Origin of the sequence: Mesorhizobium sp. M0088 (genome assembly GCF_040322895.1) — a bacterium.
In the GTDB taxonomy this organism is placed as follows: domain Bacteria; phylum Pseudomonadota; class Alphaproteobacteria; order Rhizobiales; family Rhizobiaceae; genus Mesorhizobium.
This window is the reverse complement of record NZ_JAMYUI010000001.1, coordinates 24,283-41,941: the sequence shown is the minus strand read 5'-3', so window position 1 is coordinate 41,941 and position 17,659 is coordinate 24,283. Positions and strand designations below refer to the sequence as shown.

Genomic DNA, 17,659 nt, shown 5'->3' with positions numbered 1-17,659 from the left:
ATGTCTCAGTCAGCATTGAAGGCAAGGACCATCGCTACGACGATGCGTTTTGGCCGCTCGCGGGTCTGCCGGCGGTTCGTTCCTGTCCTGGCAGTTGCGGTGGCGGCGCTGCTCGCCGGCTGCGCCCAGCGCGACAGCATCACGGTCGGCGCCATCCCGGACGACTACCGCACCAACCATCCGATCGTGATCGCCGAGAAGAACCAGAAGATCGACCTGCCTGTCGGCGCCGGTGACCGCGGCATGACGGGTTATCAGCGTGACACGCTTCTTGGCTTCCTGGATGGCTATGACAAGAGTGCCGCGCCGACGCTGACGATCCAGGTCCCGAGCGGATCGGCCAACGAGGTCGCCGCCACCGCGGCGGCCCGTGATTTCGCCCGGCTCGCGATCGCCAGCGGCGTCAAGCGCAACCGGCTTGTCGTCACCTCCTATCAGGCTGCCTCCAGCGAGATATCCTCGCCGGTCCGCGTCGCTTATGTTGCGGTGAGGGCGCAGACCGACAAATGCGGACGCTGGCCAGCCGACCTCGTCGACACGTCGGAAAACAAGCACTATGCCGATTTCGGTTGCTCTTATCAGAACAATCTTGCCGCCCAGATGGCCAACCCGTCTGACCTGCTCGGCCCGCGTAAATCTGCCAATATTGATCCGGCAAATCGTAGCCAAGCCATCGATGTTTACCAAAAGAGAGGCATCTCGGACGAGTTCCTCGGCAATTCGGAAGTGACGTACTGAGCCGCCAGTCTCGGATAGAACAGGCCACGGGAAAGAGCATGACGATGAGCAACCTTGCCTACGACGCCCCGGTGGACGGCAGCGATACCTCGCAGCAGGACATCGCCGCGATGCAGGCGTTGCGGCCGATCCCGCGGATCTCGATCCAGGCATTCTGCGAGACCGAGGGTGTTGCCAACCCGGTCGAGCGCGCCGGCGAGGACCGCCGTATGACGAAGGCGCATCTCAAGGTCCATATGGGCGGCGTCCCCACTGCCATCGAATTCTACCAATCGGCGCCGACGCCCAACCTGATCCTGCTGGAATCGCGCAGCGAGCCCAAGCAATTGCTGGAACAACTCGCCCAGCTTTCGGAATATTGCGATCCGACGTCGAAGGTGGTGGTGATCGGCCACTACAATGATGTCGGCCTCTACCGGGAACTCATCCGCAACGGCATTTCGGAATATGTGATCGCTCCGGTCTCGATGGCCGACATCGTCAGCGTGGTGTCGTCGATTTTCATCGATCCGGAAGCCGAGCCGCTCGGCCGCTCGATCGCCTTCGTCGGCGCCAAGGGCGGTGTCGGCTCTTCGACGATCGCCCACAATGTGGCTTGGGCGATGTCTTCCCTGTTCAAATCCGAAGTGGTCGTCGCCGATCTCGATCTGGCTTTCGGCACCGCCAACATCAATTTCGACCAGGATCCGGCGCAAGGCATCGCCGAGGCGGTGTTTTCACCGGAACGCATCGATGAAGTCTATCTCGACCGGCTGCTGACCCAGTGCGCCGAGCATCTGTCGCTGCTGGCAGCTCCTTCGACGCTCGAACGGGTCTATGATTTCGATCCCGAGGCCTTCGTTCAGCTCATCGACACCGCCCAGCGCAGCGTGCCGCTTCTGGTGCTCGACGTCCCCCATGCCTGGACGGGCTGGACCAAGAACACCCTGGTCAAGGCCGACGAGGTCGTCATCACCGCGACACCGGAACTTGCCAATCTGCGCAACACCAAGAACCTCGTCGACATGCTCAAGCGGCTTCGCCCCAATGATCCGCCGCCCAAGCTGATCATCAACCAGGCCGGCGTCCCGAAGCGCCCGGAGATTTCGCCGTCCGATTTCGCCGAGCCGCTCGGCCTGTCGCCGATGTCGGTCATTGCTTTTGATCCGTTGCTGTTCGGCAATGCCGCCAACAACGGACGCATGCTTGGCGAAATGGATGCCAAGAACCCGGTCGTCGCGATGATCAACGAAATGGCGCATGTGCTGACCGGGCGCAGCGAAATCAAGATCAAGAAGAAGGCCGGGCTCGGCAGCCTGCTCGGCAAGCTCTCGCGCAACAAGAAGTGACGCTTCAGCAGTGGAATCGGTAGTCGATCATGTTTGGTAAAAGAGGCAGCGACGACGGCAACCGGTTCACGCCGGAATTTCGCCAGCCAGCACCGGCGCCTGTTGCGCCGCCGGCAGCGGGTTCCATGGACACCGCGGTTCTGACCCGGCCCGCAGCGGCACCTGTCGCGCCGCCGGCGCGCCGTGCGGTCGAGGCACCGCCATTGGCGCCTGAGCCGAAGCGGGCACAGCGCGAAAAGAGCGAAACTTATTACGACACCAAGAGCCAGGTCTTCTCCGCGCTCATCGACACCATCGATCTGTCGCAGCTTTCCAAGCTTGATCCCGAAAGCGCGCGCGAGGAAATCCGCGACATCGTCAACGACATCATCGCGATCAAGAACTTCGCAATGACGATCGCCGAGCAGGAAGAACTGCTCGAGGACATTTGCAACGACGTGCTCGGCTATGGGCCGCTCGAGCCGCTGCTCGCCCGCGACGACATCGCCGACATCATGGTCAACGGCTCCAGGAACGTCTACATCGAAGTCAACGGCAAGGTCGAACAGACCGGTATCCGCTTTCGTGACAACCAGCAGCTCCTCAACATCTGCCAGCGCATCGTCAGCCAGGTTGGCCGCCGCGTCGACGAATCCAGCCCGATCTGCGACGCGCGCCTTCCCGACGGCTCACGCGTCAACGTCATCGCGCCGCCGCTCTCCATCGACGGCGCCACGCTCACCATCCGCAAATTCAAGAAGGACAAGCTGACGCTCGATCAACTGGTCAAGTTCGGCGCCATCTCGCCGCAGGGCGCCGAAGTTCTCAAGATCATCAGCCGTGTTCGCTGCAACATCGTGATCTCGGGCGGTACCGGCTCGGGCAAGACCACGCTGCTCAATTGCCTGACCAACTATATCGACCGCGAGGAGCGCGTCATCACCTGCGAAGACTCGGCCGAGCTGCAATTGCAGCAGCCGCATGTGGTGCGCCTCGAAACCCGCCCGCCCAATCTGGAGGGCGAGGGTGAGGTGACGATGCGCGACCTGGTCAAGAACTGCCTGCGCATGCGCCCCGAGCGCATCATCGTCGGCGAAGTGCGCGGACCCGAAGTGTTCGATCTTCTGCAGGCGATGAACACCGGCCATGACGGCTCGATGGGCACGATCCACTCGAACAGCCCGCGCGAATGCCTCAACCGTATCGAATCCATGATCGCGATGGGCGGCTATTCGCTGCCGCAGAAGACGGTGCGCGAAATCGTCGTCGGCTCCATCGACGTGATCATCCAGGCGGCGCGCCTGCGCGACGGATCGCGCCGCATCACCCACATCACCGAGGTGATCGGGATGGAAGGCGACGTCATCATCACGCAGGATATCGTCCTCTACAACATCAAGGGCGAGGACGCCAACGGCAGGCTGTTGGGTGAGCACGTATCGACCGGCATCGGCCGTCCGCATTTCTGGGAGCGTGCACGCTATTACGGCGAAGAGCAGCGTCTCGCCATTGCGCTCGAGGCGATGGAGAAACGCGCTGACTGACGTACGCTGGGGTGTAAGGGTTCGGGCCAATGTTTGGAATTGACGGCACAGTACTGGCGTTTGTCGTGCTCGCCGGCTTCAGCGCCGGCGCCGTAGCTTATGCATTTCTGTTCACCCGGATCAGCAACGAGAAACAGGTCGGCAAGCGGCTCGAAACGATCAGGACTGCCGAGACGGATCGTTCCGTCGTCAAAGCGTCGCGCGACCGCGTGGCGGAAGCCACCAAGCGGCGCAAATCGGTTCAGGATTCTCTCAACGAACTCGACGCCAAGCAGAAAACCAAGGACAGCCGCGTTAAGAAACCGCCGCTGAAAGCCCAGCTTCGTCAGGCCGGCCTCAAGACCACCATCGAGCGTTTCTATATATATTCCGCAATATGCGGCGTCGTTTTGACGATTGTCGCCTTTGTGGCCGGAGCCCCGCTGATCGCCTTGCCGGGCGTGCTGCTGGCCGGGGGGCTGGGCCTGCCGCGCTGGTTCGTCACGTTTCGCCGCGCCCGCCGGGTCAAGGCGTTCCTCAACGAATTTCCAAACGCGCTCGACATCATCGTGCGCGCGGTCAAATCCGGCCTGCCGCTGAACGACGCCGTGCGCCTGATCGCCAACGAATCGCCCGAACCCGTGAAGGCCGAGTTTCGCCGCATCGTCGATTCACAGCAGATGGGCCTCTCTATCCCCGACGCGACCTTGCGCATGCCCGAAACCATGCCTTGCACCGAGGCAAGCTTCTTCGGCATCGTTATCCAGATTCAATCGCAGGCCGGCGGCAATCTCTCCGAGGCGCTGGGCAATCTTTCGCGCGTGCTTCGCGATCGCAAGAAGATGAAAGCCAAGGTCGCGGCGCTGTCGATGGAAGCGAAGGCGTCCGCCGCGATCATCGGTGCGCTGCCCTTCATCGTCGCCTTTCTCGTCTACCTGTCGAGCCCGGCCTACCTGATGCCGCTCTTCAACACCAGCGTCGGGAACCTGATCCTTGGTTGCTCTGCGGTCTGGATGTCGATCGGCATCCTGGTGATGCGCAAGATGATGAACTTCGAAGTCTAGGATGCTGGCATGACCGAGCAAGTCATCAAGACCCTGACGGATCCGAGCTTCCTGATCGCGATGCTGGTCGCGATAGCGGTGTTTGCGACCGTCTTCACCTTGCTGCCGGCGTTTGGCGGAAACCAGCTGAAGTCACGCATGAAATCCGTTGCGCTGGAACGCGACGAACTGCGTGCGCAACAGCGCGCCCGGCTTGCGGTCGAGGCCGACCGCCGTCGCAAGGGCTTGCGCGAGGAACAGTCGGTCGGCATGCGCAACATTGTCGACCGGCTGGATCTGAGACGCGCGCTCGCCGATGAAGGCACCTTGCAGAAACTCAAGGTGGCCGGCTTTCGTGGACAGAACCCGCTGACGCGGTTTCTTTTCTTCCGCCTCGTTCTTCCTTTCGTCGGTTTCGCGCTGGCCGCAATCTACATCTTCGTGCTCGGAGGACTGCCCGACAAGCCATTGGTCATCAGGCTGTTCGTCTGCATCCTCGTTGCTTACGGCGGCTTCTACGCGCCAGTCGTCTACGTCAACAACCGCGCCACCAAGCGCAAGCAGTCGATCCAGATGGCATGGCCGGATGGGCTCGATCTGATGCTGATCTGCGTCGAATCGGGCATGTCGGTGGAAGCGGCACTGCGCAAGGTCGCCGACGAGATCGGTGCGCAATCGGTGGCGCTGGCGGAAGAGTTCATCCTCACCAACGCCGAGCTTTCCTACCTGCCGGAGCGCAAGCAGGCCTACGAGAACCTGGCAAGCCGCACCGGCCTGGATTCGGTCAAGTCGGTGTCGCAGGCGCTCGTCCAGGCCGAGCGTTACGGCACGCCGGTGGCGCATGCACTGCGCGTGCTTGCCGCCGAAAGCCGCGACATGCGCATGAATGCGGCCGAGAAGAAGGCCGCCGCCCTGCCGCCAAAGCTCACAGTGCCGATGATCCTGTTTTTCCTGCCGGTGCTCTTCGCCATCATCCTGGGTCCCGCCGGCATTCAGGTCAGCCAGCGCGGTATCTTCGGCGATCATCCGGCGCCGGCAACAAACGCCCAGTAGCGGCAAGGCAAATTCCTGCATTCCCTCAAACGAAGAAGCCGCGCATGCAGCGCGGCTTCTTCGTTGGGCATCGGGATTGTGGTCTCAGTTGGTCGCGGATTTCGGCTTGTCCTGGTCCTTGAGCTGGCTCCAGGCATTCTGCTGGGCCAGCATCTGCCTGAGATAGGCGACGTTTGCCTGCGCCTGTTCGGGCGAGAGCTCCTGCGAGGCGATCTTCTCGGCCTCGTCGAACCGGCCTTGCAGGCCGACGACCAGTGCCAGGTTCTGGCGGACGCGGCTGTCCGCATTCGGCTGCTGCGCGGCCGAGCGCATATAGGTTTCGGCGGTGCGCAGGTCACCTTCCAGCACATACGACATGCCAAGATTGGAGAGCACGGAAGGCTCGTTCGGCTTAAGGTCGAGCGCCTTGCGGTAAAGCTGGCGCGCATCGTCCTTCTGGCCGGTCTGGTCGAGGATGGCCGCTTCGGCCGACACCAGCTTCCAGTCGGGATATTCCGGTGTTTGAGCGCGGCGCACGGCGTCGAGTGCCGCCTCGAACTGGCCATTGGCGGCCAGCGCCTTGCCGTAGGAGGCAAGAACGTCACGATCCTTGGGCAAAGCGATGGCGAGCTTGCGCATCACGGCCAGCGACTGATCGGCGTCGCCATCCATCTGCAATGCCGCCGCATAATTCGTCGCGATCCGCTTGTCGTTGGGGTTCTTCGCGTAGGATTGGCCGAGTGCGCCGGTGGCATTGTGCAGTTCCCCGGCCGACATGCTTTCCAGCGGTTTGCCGCTGGTGCGTGCGATAGAGCCGGTGGAGAGCTTGTCGGTTCCGCAGCCGGCGACGCCGGCCGCCAGCGCCAGCACAAGGGCCGTGGTGATGAGCCGTTTTCCCCTGGCATTGATCCTGCGGTTGGTCGGCATGGCCACCTAAGCCTCCATTCATGCGCGGCCATTGCGTGGCCGTCTTCCCTCCCGCAGAAATATTCTGTTAACCCTAACGGACGGTTAAGAACGGCGACTCACACGGAGAACATCGCATGCCTGTCGAACTCGTCGGGAAGACATTGCCGGGCGCGCTGCCGGTCCATCTGGTCGCCAGGGACGGTCTGGACGCGGCCGGCCTTGCGCCGGCCGCTGTCGCCTGGGCCAGGGCCAACGGCTTTTCCGGCGAGGCAGGCAGGACGCTGGTCGTGCCCGGCGAAAACGGGGCGCTCGGCGGCGCCTTGTTTGGTATCGGCGATGGCGAAGGCGCGCTCGCCTTTGGCGCGCTGTCGAAAGCCTTGCCGGAAGGCGACTGGCATTTCGCCTCGGCGCCGGCCGAGCCGGACCTCGCGGCGACCGCGCTGCTGCTCGGCGGCTATGTCTTCACCCGTTACGGCAAGAAGTCAGGCAGGGCGCTGCGCTTCGGCCTGCCGGCAGGCGTCGATGCCGGGCGCGTTCGCCGCATTGCGGATGGCGTCTTCCTGACACGCGATCTGGTCAACACGCCGACCAGCGATATGGGTCCGGAAGATTTGGAGCAGGCGGTGCGGGCCCTGGCCGCCAGGCACAAGGCCGAAGTCTCGGTGGTCAAGGGTGACGATCTCCTCGACCGGAATTTCCCGATGATCCATGCTGTCGGCCGTGCGTCGGCCGGCGCGCCGCGCCTGATCGATATGCGATGGGGGCAGCAAGGGGCGCCGAAGGTGACCCTGGTCGGCAAGGGCGTCTGCTTCGACACGGGCGGTCTCGACATCAAGCTATCGTCCGGCATGCTGTTGATGAAAAAGGACATGGGCGGTGCTGCCAATGTCCTTGGCCTTGCCTCGATGATCATGGCTGCCGGGCTGAATGTGTGGCTGCGCGTGCTCATTCCCGCGGTTGAGAATTCGATTGCCGGCAACGCCTTCCGGCCCGGAGATGTGCTTGCGAGCCGCAAGGGCATCACTGTCGAGATCGGCAATACGGATGCCGAGGGGCGGCTGGTGCTGGCCGATGCGCTGGCGCTGGCCGACGAGGAGGAGCCGCAGCTTCTGGTCGACATGGCGACGCTGACCGGGGCTGCCCGCGTCGCGCTCGGCCCCGATCTGCCGCCGTTCTACACAAGTGATGAAGCGCTGGCATCCGATCTTGCGGCGGCTTCCGTCGCGGCCGAGGACCCTCTGTGGCGCATGCCGCTGTGGCGGCCCTACGATGCAAAACTGTCGTCGAAAATCGCCGACATCAACAATGTCACATCAGACGGTTTCGCCGGCTCGATCACGGCGGCGCTGTTCCTGAAACGCTTCGTCGAAAAGACCGCGGGCTGGGCGCATTTCGATATCTTCGCCTGGAACCCGGCCGATCGCCCGCATGGCCCCGCCGGCGGCGAGGCACAAGGCATCCGCGCCTTAGAGCGGATCATCGCGAAACGCTACGGCTGACGGTTGCAGGCGGAGCCGGCAAAATTGCCTCGACTGAAACGGAACCGAAACAATTTGCCGTCATGCTGGCGCGATGTCGATTGCTATGCGCCCGAGCCAGGCCTTGCGACTGTGGCAGCAAGTGATGCTGTCACAGGTGCGCGACGACGCGCCCGATCTGACCATGCGCCAGACGGCGATCCTGTTCACCATCTATCTCGACCCGCCACCGCACACCATTCGCGGGCTCGCCGCGCGCCTCAATGTCACCAAGCCGGTGATCACCCGCGCCCTCGACACGATGGGCGCTTTGAAACTCGTTTCGCGTCACCGCGATGAACTCGACAAGCGCAATGTGCTGATCAGGCGCACGGTCGAGGGCGCGCTCTTTGTCGAGCGCTTCGGCGATGGTATCATCGCCAAGGCGCTCGAACTGCCGATGTGAGCGCATTACCTTTCAACAGAGTGTTCGATTTGACTGCCAGGGATGCCCGCCTTCACGCTTTTCGCTCCGATCTCGCCGATGCAAGGCTGAAGGGCGAGGTCACCGCCGAGCGCTTCGTCGCCGGCCGGCCGGCGCGGGTCACCGCGTCAGTGGCCGAAATGCGCAAGGCGCCGCGGCCGGACGCCGACGTCAACACGCAAGCGCTGTTCGGCGACGATGTCCTGGTCTTCGATGTCGCTGAAGGCTGGGCCTGGGTCCAGGCCGAACGCGACGGCTATGTCGGCTATGTCGCCGACACGATGCTGGGCAAACGGGACCATGCGCCGACGCACATCGTCTGCGTGCCGCGCACCTTCCTCTACCCCGGGCCGGATCTGCGCTTTCCGATCGCCGGACAATTGTCGATGGGATCGACGGTGACGGTGACGGAGGCCGCCGAGACACGCGGTACGCACTATGCGGTCCTGCCTTCCGGGGAGACGCTGATTGCAGGTCATCTGCGGCCGCTCAGTGAAGCTGCCTCCGACTATGTCGCAGTTGCCGAAGCGTTTCTCGGCACGCCCTATCTCTGGGGTGGCACTTCCGGTTTCGGCATCGACTGTTCGGGTCTGGTGCAATTGGCGATGCGCATGGCCGGCAGAGACGTGCTGCGCGATTCCGACATGCAGGCGGCGACACTTGGCGAGCCGCTCGAACCGGGACCTGATTTCTCCGGGTTGCGACGCGGCGATCTGGTGTTCTGGAAGGGCCATGTCGCCGTCATGACCGACGCCGACACGATGATCCACGCCAACGGCCACACCATGCTGGTGTCGCGCGAAGGGCTGAAGGACGCCGTCGCCCGCATCGGATATCTTTACGGCGGTCCGACCGGGTTCAGGAGGCCGTAGCCTTTCTTCCTTCGCCCCGTTCACGGGGAGAAGGTGCCCGAAGGGCGGATGAGAGGCAGTGCCAGCATTTGAAGGTTCGCGCTGCCCCTCACCTGCCTGCCGGCATCCTCTCCCCGTAAACGGGGCGAGGAAAGCTCACCTCGATCACCTTTTGTTCCGATTTTCCTTGGCGCTCGCGCGCCGTCGCGCTACCTCTGGCGGGTGACAGAGCAGCCGCGCCTTGCCGAACAGAATGCCGCCGTGGCCCTGCCCGAACCATTCCTCAGATGGTTTGGCGAGAAAGGCTGGTCGCCGCGCGCCCATCAGATTGGACTTCTGGCGAAAGCCCAGGCCGGGCAATCAGTCCTGCTGATTGCGCCGACCGGTGCCGGCAAGACGCTGGCCGGGTTCCTGCCTTCGCTCACTGAACTGGCCAACCGGCCCAAGAGAAAGCCGGGCCAGGCGCGTCGCGGTATCCACACGCTCTACATCTCGCCGCTGAAGGCGCTGGCCGTCGATATCGAGCGCAATCTCGGCAAGCCGGTGGAGGAAATCGGCCTGCCCGTCACCATCGAGACGCGCACCGGCGACACCCCCGCCCACAAGCGTCAGCGCCAGAAGCTGGTGCCGCCCGACATCCTGCTGACCACGCCCGAGCAACTGGCGCTGCTGATTGCGGCAGGCGACGCAAGACGCTTCTTCGAGGATCTGCGCTACGTCGTGCTCGACGAGTTGCACTCGCTGGTGACGTCGAAACGCGGGCATCTGCTGGCGCTCGGCCTGGCGCGGCTGCGCAGCTTTGTCCCCGGCTTGCAGACGATCGGCCTGTCAGCGACGGTGGCCGAACCGGACGAGTTGCGGCGCTGGCTGGTCAGCCAGAATCCGCCCAAGGGTTCGACCGGCCATAGCATGGCCGAACTGATCGTCGTCACCGGGGGTGCGAAACCGGAGATTTCTATCCTCGATTCCGAAGAGCGCGTGCCTTGGGCGGGACATTCGGCGCGCTACGCCACGCCGGAAATCTATCGCGAGATCAAGCGCCACAAGACGACCCTGCTGTTCGTCAACACGCGCAGCCAGGCGGAGTTGCTGTTCCAGGAATTGTGGCGGGTCAACGAGGACACTTTGCCGATCGCGCTGCATCACGGTTCGCTCGACGTCGCCCAGCGCCGGCGCGTCGAAAAGGCGATGGGGGAAAACGCACTGCGCGCCATCGTCGCCACCTCGACGCTCGACCTCGGCATCGACTGGGGCGATGTCGATCTGGTTGTGCATGTCGGTGCGCCGAAGGGGGCGAGCCGGCTGGCGCAGCGCATCGGCCGCGCCAACCACCGCATGGACGAGCCGTCCAAGGCGATCCTCATTCCCGCCAATCGCTTCGAGGTGCTGGAATGCCGGGCCGCCCTCGACGCCAACTATCTCGGCGCGCAGGACACGCCTCCCTTGATCGATGGCGGGCTCGATGTGCTGGCCCAGCATGTGCTCGGCTGCGCCTGCGGCGCGCCATTCCGTGCCGATGACCTGTTCAACGAAGTGCGAACCGCAGCACCCTATGCCGGCCTCGACCGGCCGACATTCGATCGCGTCATCGATTTCGTCGCCACCGGCGGCTATGCGCTGAAGAACTACGAGCGCTACGCCCGCATACGCCTGAACAAGGATGGGTTCTGGCGAGTGTCCAATCCTCGTATTGCCCAGCAGTATAGGTTGAATGTCGGCACCATCATCGAGGTGCCGGCGCTGAATGTGCGCTATGTGCAAGCAGGCAGCAAGGGCGCGGCTTCGCGCGGCGGCCGGGTTCTCGGCAAGATCGAGGAGGCCTTCCTCGAAACGTTGACGCATGGCGACACCTTCATGTTCGCCGGCAAGGTGCTGCGCTTCGAAGGCATCCGCGAGAATGAATGCTTCGTGTCGAACGCGCCCGGCAGCGATGCCAAGGTGCCCTATTATGGCGGCGGCAAGTTTCCGCTTTCGACCTATCTCGCCGAACAGGTCCGCATCATGCTGGACGACCCGCAGCGATGGAAGAAGCTGCCCGAGCAGGTCGCCGACTGGCTGCGGTTCCAGGCCGACAAATCGGTGCTGCCCAAGCGTGACGACCTGCTGATCGAGACCTTTCCACGAGGCAACCGCCACTACCTGGTGGCTTACCCGTTCGAGGGCAGGCTGGCGCACCAGACGCTCGGCATGCTGCTCACCCGCCGTCTCGACAGGGCAGGAGCCAGGCCGCTCGGCTTCGTCGCCACCGATTATGCCTTGGCGATATGGTCACTGGGCGACATGAGCGCGATGTTCAAAGCCAGGAAGCCTTCGCTTGGCGCACTTTTCGACCAGGACATGCTGGGAGACGACCTCGAAGCCTGGCTGGCCGACAGCTGGCTTCTCAAGCGCACCTTCCGCAATTGCGCGCTGATTTCAGGGCTGATCGAGAAACGTCATCCGGGCCAAGAAAAGAGCGGCCGCCAGGTCACGGTCTCGACCGACCTGATCTATGATGTGCTGCGCAGCCATGAACCGGACCACATCCTGCTTCAGGCGACACGCGCCGACGCAGCGACCGGCCTGCTCGATGTCAGCAGACTTGCCGACATGCTCTCGCGCATCCAGGGTCGAATCGTGCATAAGGCACTCGAACAGATATCGCCGCTCGCCGTGCCGATCATGCTCGAGATCGGCAAGATGCCGGTTCATGGCGAAGCCGATGAAACGCTTTTGATGGATGCGGCGACTTTGGTCGAGGAGGCCATGGGGCCGGAAATGGCTGAGGAATGAATTTTTCGCTGGCGCGCACATCGCTGATTGCCGAGGCCGACCTTGTCGGCATCGCCGGCGAGCGCGCCGTCTGCGACCCGCGCGGCGTGCTTTATTTTCCGGATCTGCGGCTTCTGGCCGTGTCCGATCTGCATCTGGAAAAGGGTTCGTCGCTGGCACGCCGCGGCACGCTGATCCCGCCCTACGACACCGGCGCGACCTTGTTGCGGCTTCAGGCCGTGATATCAGACTACCAGCCGTCGATCGTCATCAGCCTGGGCGACAGCTTTCACGATGGCGGCGGCGCCCAGCGTATGCATGCAAGCTTCCGCGAGCGGCTGGAAGCGCTGATGGCAGGCCGAGACTGGTTCTGGGTCGCCGGCAACCATGACCCGGAAGCGCCAGCCGATCTGCCCGGCGAAACGGTGCGTGAACTTGCTATAGGCTCGCTGCTGTTCCGGCATGAGCCGTCGAAGCAGCGTGTCGAAGGCGAAATAGCGGGCCATCTGCATCCCTGCGCCCGCATAGTCCAGCAGGGACGCTCGGTGAGGCGGCGCTGCTTTGCCGGCGACGGCGGCCGCATGATCATGCCGGCCTTCGGCGCCTATACCGGTTCGCTTAACGTGCTCGACCGCGCCTATGCCGGGCTGTTCCGGCTGGACACGCTGATGGCTTATATGCTGGGCGCCCAACGCATCTTTGCCATTTCCGGCTCGATGCTGCGGCCGGGCTAAACAGCCTTACCTGCCATAGTAGAGCGTAACCGTGTGCTTCGCCTCGGCGAAGAACAGCCAGCGCTCGACCAGCATGCCAGCGAACTGGATTGCAGCAGCAAGTATCGACAGCAACGCTGCCAGCGACCCTGGCAGGGCGAACACAATGGCGAGCAGCCCCAAGGGCAACGCGAAGGCCAGAACCTGCGTGATCTGGCGCAGCCGCGCGCCATGCTTGCGTGCGATGCGGAACCCCATCTCCTTGAGCAGGTAATTCTCCTCGGTATGCGGCCATTCCAGCGACCGCACCGTGCCGCCCGCCAGCCCGGTCGCGGTGTTGGCGGTTGTCGAGATTTCCAGCCTGTCATTGTAGCGCCAGGTCGCCACTTTCCAGCTCCAGCCGAACAAGGTCAGCAGCAGGCAAGCCGCCAGCTGCACCTTCGAACCCAGCGCAAAGCCCTGCAGCAGCGCGTTCAGCAGCACGCTGCCGGTCATCGTCGAGAAGATGAGGTAGCCGGGCAGGGTGAAGTGGCTGTGCCATTGGGCGATCGGCTTCAGCGACGCATAGATCATGCCGGTGGTGCAGACGGTAACGACCGCGCCGATGGCAGCCAGAAATCCGGCGATGCCGACCCAGCCATCGATGCGGCCGAGAAACACCCAGCCGATGCCGAACAGCCCCGCCGGAATGAAGGTGACAACCGAGGCAACGCCTTCACGCGACAGCCATGAACTGCGCCATTGCGAGAACGCCCGCCAGGCGCGTTCGGGACGGCCGAGGTGACCCGTTGAAGACAACAACCCGGCCACGATGAGACCGAGTGCCAGGCCCATGCCGACAAGGCCCAGCCAGAAATCAGGCGGGATGATCTGGAAGCCTCCGAACATGCCCAGCAGCGCCAGCAGGCCGTAGCCGGCGCCGGTGGCGGTGGTGAAGAAGACGACGGAGAAGGCTGGATGCATGGGTCAGTTCGAAAGCATGCGGTCGACCCAGCCGAGGAAACCGCCTTCGGCCCGCACCGGTTCCAATGCCGGCGCGGCCACCGATGCGGCGCGCTTGCTGTGGGCGCGCGGCGGCAGATATTTGTTGGTTGGGCGATAGCCGAGCTCAGGCATCAGGTCGACGCCGCCACGCTCCGCCACCAGTTGCGAGACAGCCGACAGGGGATCGCCTAGGTCGCCGAAATGCCGGGCGCTGGTCGGGCAAGCGGCGACGCAGGCCGGCACGCGGTCTTCCTCGGCCAGATTGTCATTGTAGATGCGGTCGACGCACAGCGTGCACTTCTTCATCACCCCGACATCGGTGTCGAATTCGCGTGCACCGTAAGGGCAGGCCCAACTGCACAATTTGCAGCCGATGCACTTGTCCTCGTCGATCAGCACGATGCCGTCCGAAGCCCGCTTGTAGGAGGCGCCGGTCGGGCAGACGGTGACGCAGGCCGGCGTCTCGCAATGCAGGCAGGAGCGCGGGAAGTTCACCGTCCGTCCGCCCATCTCGGTGGTGTGCTCGTAAGCGTGCACGCGGTTGAACCAGACGCCGTCGACATGGCCGCCATAGGGGTCGATGTCGGTCAGCGGCGCCATGTGGCCGCCGGTGTTCCATTCCTTGCAGGCGGTGACACAGGCCTGGCAGCCGACGCAGGTATCGAGGTCGATCACAAGGCCGAGTTTCTTGCCGCTTTGGCTTGGCAGGCAGGTCATTCGGTCGCCTCTCTTGCCCGGCGGAATTCAGCGCCGAAAGTCAGTCTGTCGGGTGAGGGTTCGAAATGCGGTGGCTGCTGGAAACGTTCGAATTGCGGCTCGGTGAAGCCGGCTTCTTCGGCCGCGCATTTGACGATGCGCACGCGTAAATCGAACCATGCCGCCTGGCCGGTCACAGGATCGGAGTTCGAATAGCGTTTGCCCTGAGCGTCAGCCGAGGTCTGGTCACCGATGATATGGTTGAGCAGGAAGCCGCGGTTGCTCTCGGCCGCGTCGTCCTTCAGCCCCCAGCTGCCGCGCCTTTTGCCGATGGCGTTCCAGGTCCAGACCGTGCTTTCGTTGACCCCGTCGATCAGTTTGATCTGCCCCTTCACCCTGCCGTTGATGCTTTCGATCCACACCCAGTCGTCGTCGACAAGGCCGAGGCCAGCTGCCGTCCGGTGATGCACGAACAGCCGATTCTGGCTGGTGATCTGCCGCAGCCACGCATTCTGCGAGCCCCAGGAATGGTACATGTGCATCGGCCGCTGCGTCAGCGCATGCAGCGGATATTTTCCGAGGTCGACGACCGCTTCCTCGAAGGGCATGTACCAGAACGGCAGCGGGTCCATGTAGGTCTCGATGCGCTGGCGATCGCCCGCCGGTGGCACCACACGGCCATGCCCACGCGCGGCGAGCCTGAAGCGCTGCATCGGCTCGGAATAGAGCTGGAAGACGATCGGCTCGGCTTTCGGGATAAAACCCATCTGCATCGCGAAGTCGAGATAGGAGCGGTTGGCCATCTTGTAGTAGCGCTGGTCGTCGGCGAATTCGTGGTGCCAGAAGCCGCCATTGTCGATGTAGCGCTGCAGCTGGTCCGGGTTGGCCTCGCCCCTGCCGGTCGAGGTCCCGTCCTTGCCGCGCCAGCCGGCGAGCGGGCCGATGCCTGATGTGCGCTCATGGTTGACGATGTAGTCGGCGTAGTCGGCATATCTGGCCGAGCCATCGCCGTTGATGAAACCGGGCAGGCCGAGCCGCGCGCCGAGTTCGATCAGCACCGACTGGAACGGCCGGACGTCGCGATCAGGTTCGACGACGGGATGGCGGATGGCGTCGCCCGGTCCGTCGGCATGGCTGATCGGCCGGTCGAGCAGGCTGATGCAGTCATGCCGCTCAAGATAGGTGGTGTCGGGCAGCACGAGGTCGGCGAACGGCACGGTCTCGGAATAATAGGCATCGGAATAGATGATGAAGGGGATCTTGTAGTTGCCCGCATCGTCATGGTCGGTCAGCATGGCGATTGTCTCGACGGTGTTCATCGAGGAATTCCACGCCATGTTCGACATATACATCATCAGTGTATCGATCTTGTAGGGATCGCCGTCCCAGGCATTGCGGATGACGGTGTGCATCAGGCCATGCGCGGCCAGCGGTGCGTCCCAGGAATAGGCCTTGTCGATGCGAAGCGGCGTGCCGGCCTCATCGACCAAAAGATCGTCCGGCCCACAGACGAAACCGAGTGGCATGCCGTCAAGCGGCGTCATCGGCTTGACGGTTTTGCCGGCCGGCTTGGGACCGGGCGGAGCGGAGCGGGGGTAGGGCGGCTTGAAACGGAAGCCGCCAGGGACATCCACCGTGCCCAGCAACACCTGGAGGAGATGGATGGCGCGGCAGGTGTGGAAGCCGTTCGAATGGGCCGAGATGCCGCGCATGGCGTGCATCGAGACAGGCCGCCCATTGATGGTCTCGTGCCGGCGTCCGGCCCAGTCGGTCCAGGCGATCGGCAATTCGATCGTCTGTTCGAAGGCGACATGCGCAAGTTCGGCGGCGATCCTGCGGATCGTATCGGCGGCAATGCCGCAGCGCTCGGCGACCGCGTCCGGCGCATAGCTCTCATCGAGGTAGCGGTCGGCGATGAGCTGGAACACCGGGACGCAGTGGCGCCCGCCGACCGTGAAGCTGCCCGTCAGTGCCGGCTTCGCACTGGCATCGGTGGCGCCGACAGGCGTCTTCGCAACCCTGTCCCACGCCAGCGGATTTCCGTCGGCGTCGCGCACGAACAGCCCGTCATCGGCGGCACCCGGCTCCTGCACGACGAGAACATGGGCATTGGTGTAGCGCAGCAGATAATCGAGATCGACGCGGCCCGCCTTGAGCAATTCGTGGATGAGGGCGAACACGAACAGCCCATCGGTGCCGGGCCGAATGCCGATCCAGTCGTCTGCAATGGCATTGTAGCCGGTGCGGCACGGGTTGATCGAGACGACCTTGGCGCCGCGCGCCTTGAGTTTGCCGAGGCCGATCTTGATCGGGTTGGAATCGTGATCCTCGGCGACGCCGAACAGCATGAAATACCGGGTGTTGTCCCAGTCGGGCTCACCGAACTCCCAGAACGAACCGCCGATCGTATAGAGACCACCGGCCGCCATGTTGACCGAACAGAAGCCGCCATGGGCGGCAAAGTTCGGCGTGCCGAACTGGCTCGCCCACCAGCCGGTCAAGGATTGGGATTGATCGCGGCCGGTGAAGAAGGCCAGCTTCCTGGGGTCGGTCCGGCGGATGGCCGAGAGCCGTTCCGTCGTGATCGAAAACGCCTCTTCCCACTCGATCTCGCGGAACTCGCCGGAGCCGCGCGGCCCGCTGCGCAGCAAGGGCTTCTTCAGCCTTGCCGGACTGTAGTGCTGCATGATGCCGGAGCTGCCCTTGCCGCAGATCACGCCGCGATTGACCGGATGGTCCTTGTTGCCGTTGATGTAGCGGACCTTGCCATCCTTGATGTGCACGTCGATGCCGCAGCGGCAGGCGCACATGTAGCAGGTCGTCTTGGCGATGCTGTCGGAAACATCAGGCGAGGTGTCGACGCCGTCGCCTTCGTCAGGCGCCCGCGTGTCGGCAAGCGGGCGTTGCGATGGTGCCGAATTCGCGCCGCGCGGCGGTCCCTGCATCATGATCCGGTGGCGCCTGTACGGCCCATGGATTTGGCCCGCGTCTTCGGTCCGGGGCCGCGCATGTAATGCTCTTCCGGGTGGTAGCGATCACCGGCCAGCCGCCGTCTTATGCCGCGGGTCCAATGCGCAAGCAGGGATCTGAACCGCCCGATCATTCTGCTCTCTGCGATCTCTCGGCGAATTTTTTCTAACTTCTTTCAAAAACTTAGAATAAAGCTATCGA

The 17,659-nt window shown here is 63.6% G+C and carries 14 protein-coding genes; 10 read left to right on the top strand and 4 right to left on the bottom strand.

What is annotated here, in order from left to right:
- Genes NKJ67_RS00165 through NKJ67_RS00145 form a run of 5 tightly spaced genes read left to right on the top strand, consistent with a single transcriptional unit; the run spans nt 1 to nt 5,664 of the window.
- Nucleotides 1-738: a CpaD family pilus assembly protein gene (locus tag NKJ67_RS00165; RefSeq protein WP_352580065.1), complete on the top strand. Its 738-nt coding sequence runs from the start codon at nt 1-3 to the stop codon at nt 736-738.
- Nucleotides 739-776: 38 nt separating this feature from the next.
- Nucleotides 777-2,066: a CpaE/TadZ family protein gene (locus tag NKJ67_RS00160; RefSeq protein WP_352580064.1), complete on the top strand. Its 1,290-nt coding sequence runs from the start codon at nt 777-779 to the stop codon at nt 2,064-2,066.
- Between the two features lie 29 nt (nt 2,067-2,095).
- The gene (locus tag NKJ67_RS00155; protein ID WP_352580063.1) at nt 2,096-3,589 is read left to right on the top strand and encodes a TadA family conjugal transfer-associated ATPase; all 1,494 of its coding nucleotides are present in this window, start codon (nt 2,096-2,098) and stop codon (nt 3,587-3,589) included.
- Between the two features lie 29 nt (nt 3,590-3,618).
- Nucleotides 3,619-4,632, top strand: a complete 1,014-nt coding sequence (locus tag NKJ67_RS00150) for a type II secretion system F family protein (RefSeq protein WP_027039545.1) — start codon at nt 3,619-3,621, stop codon at nt 4,630-4,632.
- Nucleotides 4,633-4,641: 9 nt separating this feature from the next.
- The gene (locus NKJ67_RS00145) at nt 4,642-5,664 is read left to right on the top strand and encodes a type II secretion system F family protein (protein WP_352580062.1); all 1,023 of its coding nucleotides are present in this window, start codon (nt 4,642-4,644) and stop codon (nt 5,662-5,664) included.
- An 84-nt stretch (nt 5,665-5,748) separates the two neighbouring features.
- Here the strand turns inward: NKJ67_RS00145 and NKJ67_RS00140 are convergent, their stop codons facing one another.
- On the bottom strand, nt 5,749-6,570 hold the full coding sequence (locus NKJ67_RS00140) for a tetratricopeptide repeat protein (RefSeq protein WP_127321198.1): 822 nt from the start codon (nt 6,568-6,570) through the stop codon (nt 5,749-5,751).
- A 116-nt stretch (nt 6,571-6,686) separates the two neighbouring features.
- On the opposite strand from NKJ67_RS00140, the gene NKJ67_RS00135 reads away from it, so the two are divergent.
- The 5 genes from NKJ67_RS00135 to pdeM all read left to right on the top strand — a co-directional run bounded on the left by NKJ67_RS00135 (nt 6,687) and on the right by pdeM (nt 12,829).
- Complete coding sequence (locus NKJ67_RS00135; protein WP_352580060.1) at nt 6,687-8,051, top strand: leucyl aminopeptidase family protein; 1,365 nt, start codon at nt 6,687-6,689, stop codon at nt 8,049-8,051.
- 73 nt (nt 8,052-8,124) lie between these two features.
- Entirely contained in the window at nt 8,125-8,475 is a 351-nt protein-coding gene (locus NKJ67_RS00130) for a MarR family winged helix-turn-helix transcriptional regulator (RefSeq protein WP_127321196.1), read from the top strand.
- 29 nt (nt 8,476-8,504) lie between these two features.
- Nucleotides 8,505-9,365, top strand: coding sequence for a C40 family peptidase (locus tag NKJ67_RS00125; RefSeq protein WP_352580323.1), 861 nt, complete (start codon nt 8,505-8,507; stop codon nt 9,363-9,365).
- 201 nt (nt 9,366-9,566) lie between these two features.
- Nucleotides 9,567-12,116: a ligase-associated DNA damage response DEXH box helicase gene (locus NKJ67_RS00120; RefSeq protein WP_352580059.1), complete on the top strand. Its 2,550-nt coding sequence runs from the start codon at nt 9,567-9,569 to the stop codon at nt 12,114-12,116.
- Nucleotides 12,113-12,829: a ligase-associated DNA damage response endonuclease PdeM gene (gene pdeM / locus NKJ67_RS00115; protein ID WP_256745948.1), complete on the top strand. Its 717-nt coding sequence runs from the start codon at nt 12,113-12,115 to the stop codon at nt 12,827-12,829. Before NKJ67_RS00120 ends, pdeM begins: the two co-directional genes overlap by 4 nt.
- A 6-nt stretch (nt 12,830-12,835) precedes the next feature.
- Here pdeM and NKJ67_RS00110 read toward each other — a convergent pair whose 3' ends face one another.
- The 3 genes from NKJ67_RS00110 to NKJ67_RS00100 are packed head-to-tail and all read right to left on the bottom strand — an operon-like array spanning nt 12,836 to nt 17,436.
- Entirely contained in the window at nt 12,836-13,771 is a 936-nt protein-coding gene (locus NKJ67_RS00110) for a dimethyl sulfoxide reductase anchor subunit family protein (protein WP_352580058.1), read from the bottom strand.
- Between the two features lie 3 nt (nt 13,772-13,774).
- Nucleotides 13,775-14,509 carry a 4Fe-4S dicluster domain-containing protein gene (locus tag NKJ67_RS00105; protein WP_127320861.1) on the bottom strand — a complete coding sequence of 245 codons (735 nt, stop codon included), beginning with the start codon at nt 14,507-14,509 and terminating at the stop codon, nt 13,775-13,777.
- Nucleotides 14,506-17,436, bottom strand: coding sequence for a molybdopterin oxidoreductase family protein (locus NKJ67_RS00100; protein WP_352580057.1), 2,931 nt, complete (start codon nt 17,434-17,436; stop codon nt 14,506-14,508). The genes NKJ67_RS00105 and NKJ67_RS00100 overlap by 4 nt, the downstream gene beginning before the upstream one ends.
- Nucleotides 17,437-17,659: the final 223 nt, after the last annotated feature.

Coding starts and splice junctions, on each gene's coding strand:
- NKJ67_RS00100 (WP_352580057.1), bottom strand. CDS start 17,436: ATGATGCAGGGACCGCCGCGCGGCGCGAATTCGGCACCATCGCAACGC.
- NKJ67_RS00130 (WP_127321196.1), top strand. CDS start 8,125: ATGTCGATTGCTATGCGCCCGAGCCAGGCCTTGCGACTGTGGCAGCAA.
- NKJ67_RS00110 (WP_352580058.1), bottom strand. CDS start 13,771: ATGCATCCAGCCTTCTCCGTCGTCTTCTTCACCACCGCCACCGGCGCC.
- NKJ67_RS00105 (WP_127320861.1), bottom strand. CDS start 14,509: ATGACCTGCCTGCCAAGCCAAAGCGGCAAGAAACTCGGCCTTGTGATC.
- NKJ67_RS00135 (WP_352580060.1), top strand. CDS start 6,687: ATGCCTGTCGAACTCGTCGGGAAGACATTGCCGGGCGCGCTGCCGGTC.
- pdeM (WP_256745948.1), top strand. CDS start 12,113: ATGAATTTTTCGCTGGCGCGCACATCGCTGATTGCCGAGGCCGACCTT.
- NKJ67_RS00140 (WP_127321198.1), bottom strand. CDS start 6,570: ATGCCGACCAACCGCAGGATCAATGCCAGGGGAAAACGGCTCATCACC.
- NKJ67_RS00160 (WP_352580064.1), top strand. CDS start 777: ATGACGATGAGCAACCTTGCCTACGACGCCCCGGTGGACGGCAGCGAT.
- NKJ67_RS00155 (WP_352580063.1), top strand. CDS start 2,096: ATGTTTGGTAAAAGAGGCAGCGACGACGGCAACCGGTTCACGCCGGAA.
- NKJ67_RS00145 (WP_352580062.1), top strand. CDS start 4,642: ATGACCGAGCAAGTCATCAAGACCCTGACGGATCCGAGCTTCCTGATC.
- NKJ67_RS00150 (WP_027039545.1), top strand. CDS start 3,619: ATGTTTGGAATTGACGGCACAGTACTGGCGTTTGTCGTGCTCGCCGGC.
- NKJ67_RS00165 (WP_352580065.1), top strand. CDS start 1: ATGTCTCAGTCAGCATTGAAGGCAAGGACCATCGCTACGACGATGCGT.